At 44.1% G+C, this 2607-nt stretch carries 2 protein-coding genes and 1 pseudogene; 2 read left to right on the forward strand and 1 reads right to left on the reverse strand.

Going from position 1 to position 2607, the window contains the following annotated elements; all coding sequences use genetic code 11:
- Positions 1 to 283 (reverse strand): annotated as a pseudogene (locus G9U52_RS38700) (helix-turn-helix domain-containing protein); the annotation flags it as partial.
- 231 nt (positions 284 to 514) lie between these two features.
- On the opposite strand from G9U52_RS38700, the gene G9U52_RS38705 reads away from it, so the two are divergent.
- Positions 515 to 1462 carry an ABC transporter permease gene (locus tag G9U52_RS38705; RefSeq protein WP_166158773.1) on the forward strand — a complete coding sequence of 316 codons (948 nt, stop codon included), beginning with the start codon at positions 515 to 517 and terminating at the stop codon, positions 1460 to 1462.
- 123 nt (positions 1463 to 1585) lie between these two features.
- Positions 1586 to 2470, forward strand: a complete 885-nt coding sequence (locus G9U52_RS38710) for a carbohydrate ABC transporter permease (RefSeq protein WP_166158765.1) — start codon at positions 1586 to 1588, stop codon at positions 2468 to 2470.
- The last annotated feature ends 137 nt before the right edge of the window (positions 2471 to 2607 follow it).

Raw genomic sequence — 2607 nt, forward strand, 5'->3', positions numbered from 1 at the left:
GTCCAGCTTCTTCCTTCTTCATCATCTGACGGTTAAACGCAACAGTGGCTTCATTCGTGTATATATCAAATAACAAGGTCTTGATCCGGTCGAAGTGAGTCTGGTATCGCTCTGACGTATTTTTCAGCATCAAACGGTTATATTGGATGATTTCATTTTGGACGACATTGCTGAACAAATGAACGGATAACAGGCTAAATCCGGAAAACAGTACAATGATGACCAGAAAGCTAGAAAATATTTTGACGATTAACTTTTGTCGGTTCAGGCTTACCCATTTCAAGCGCAGCATGCTCCTTTGTCTCGTTAGTCTTATGTTTTGTGCAGTTTCCTCATTATACCTCATATCCCATCTCGCACAACCTGACCTTTTTTTATAAAGTTATCATTTTATTAACGACATAACGAGTGGGAAGGTACTGAAAAAAATGTAAATTTGATTCCCCACAGCCCTCTGCTATGATCTGGAAAGAAACAGTAGAAAGCAGGTGAGGATTTGTCGAAGCAATCTTCTATGTCAGTAGCAGGAACAGCGAAGGCTGTACTCAAACCGAAGCGTCTGGCAATAAGGAGACAAATACGAAAAAACTGGGATCTGTATTTGCTCATTTTGCCTGTTATCGTTTTCTTTATTATTTTTGAATATATCCCGATGTATGGCGTACAAATCGCATTCAAAAATTTTATCGCAACCAAAGGGATATGGGGCAGCCCATGGGTCGGATTCAATCATTTTGAACGTTTTTTTAACAGCTATTATTTTTGGCGGCTACTTAAGAATACGCTTGGCATTGGGCTGTACCAATTGCTAGTCGGTTTTCCGGTACCGATCATCCTGGCTCTTCTTATTAATGAGGTGCGTTCCAAGAAGTTCAGCCGTTTCGTACAAACCGTAACGTATGCACCTCATTTCTTGTCTACGATCGTCATGGTGGGGATCATATTCATTTTTCTGTCACCGCAAACGGGTTTATTGAACAATGTGATTGTCTGGTTCCGTGGAGAGCCTATTGAGTTTCTGACAGAGCCGGATTGGTTCAAAAGTATTTATGTGTTATCCGGCGTATGGCAGCAGATGGGGTGGAGCTCCATTATTTATCTCGCCGCGCTGACCGGCATAGATCCCCAGCTTCACGAAGCTGCGAGGGTGGATGGGGCGAGCCGATGGCATCGTGTATGGCATATTAATCTGCCGGGTATCATGCCTACGATTACTATATTGCTCATCCTAAACATGGGTTCTTTACTTAGTGTAGGCTTTGAGAAAGTGTTTCTGATGCAGAATTCCCTTAATATGCCTGCTTCTGATATCATTTCTACCCATGTGTATCACAAAGGGATTATTGACGGGCAGTATAGCTATTCGGCTGCTGTTGGATTGTTTAATTCCTTGGTCAACTTCATTCTGTTGGTGTTCGTAAACCGTATGGCCCGCAAGGTGAACGGCACAAGCTTATGGTAAGCGCCTACGATGTCGGCTCCCCTTACAGAGAGACTGGTAAAGCTTGCGAAGTGCGTGCTCTCACGAAATCCCGGCATATGATTACCAACAAAGTTTTCTTCGAACACTCTTGGGAGGTAACCAATGAATCATCAAAGCAATCATGAAAAAATATTCGATGGGCTCGTCAATGCCATATTGGTGCTCATATGCATCCTGGTTTTGTACCCGTTGCTCTTTATCCTTGTCGCCTCCGTCAGCAGCCCCGAGGCGGTTATGCGAGGAGAGGTGTGGCTGTGGCCAAAAAACGTTACTTGGATCGGCTACTTGCGGATATTTCAGAACAATGAATTGCTTACCGGCTATGTAAACACGATTATGTATACGGTCCTCGGCACAGCCATCAATCTGATCATGTCCGTCGCTGCGGCCTATCCGCTTTCACGCAAAGACTTTTACGGCCGTAATGTGATAGCCGCAATGATGGTATTTACAATGTTTTTTAGCGGGGGCATGATTCCGACCTACCTGCTGGTAAAAAATTTAGGCATGCTGAACTCCATGTGGGCGCTCATTATTCCTGGAGCGGTTTCCGTATACAACATATTAATTATGCGAACGTTTTTTGCAAATGGAATTCCTTATGAAATGCAGGAGGCTGCCTCGATCGATGGCTGTTCGAATATGACTACGCTTATGCGGATTGTGCTTCCATTGTCCATGCCTATCATAGCGGTCATGATTTTGTTCTATAGCGTTGGTCATTGGAATGCTTATTTTAGCGCCCTTATTTATTTGACAGACCGCGATCAATATCCGCTGCAGCTATTTTTACGTGAAATTTTAATTCAAGGGCAAATGCAGGAGATGTTGGGCGTCGGCGATGACACCCAGGGCCAAATCGTACTGGAAGGCGAAGCCATCAAGTACGCCGTCGTCATAGTCGCCAACTTGCCTGTGCTGCTGTTATATCCGTTTTTGCAAAAGTATTTCACTAAAGGCGTCATGATCGGAGCGGTCAAAGGTTGAGTGGGATTAGCTACTAAGGGATGACACCCTTTTAGTCCATAGATATAATGAGAAAGCAACTTAAGGAGGAAGATTCATCATATGAAAAGAAAAAGCTGGACATCCGCAGCATTAGTCGTCGCCATGGCCGGAAGCCT

Source organism: Paenibacillus agricola, assembly GCF_011440305.1.
Lineage (GTDB): Bacteria > Bacillota > Bacilli > Paenibacillales > NBRC-103111 > Paenibacillus_S > Paenibacillus_S agricola.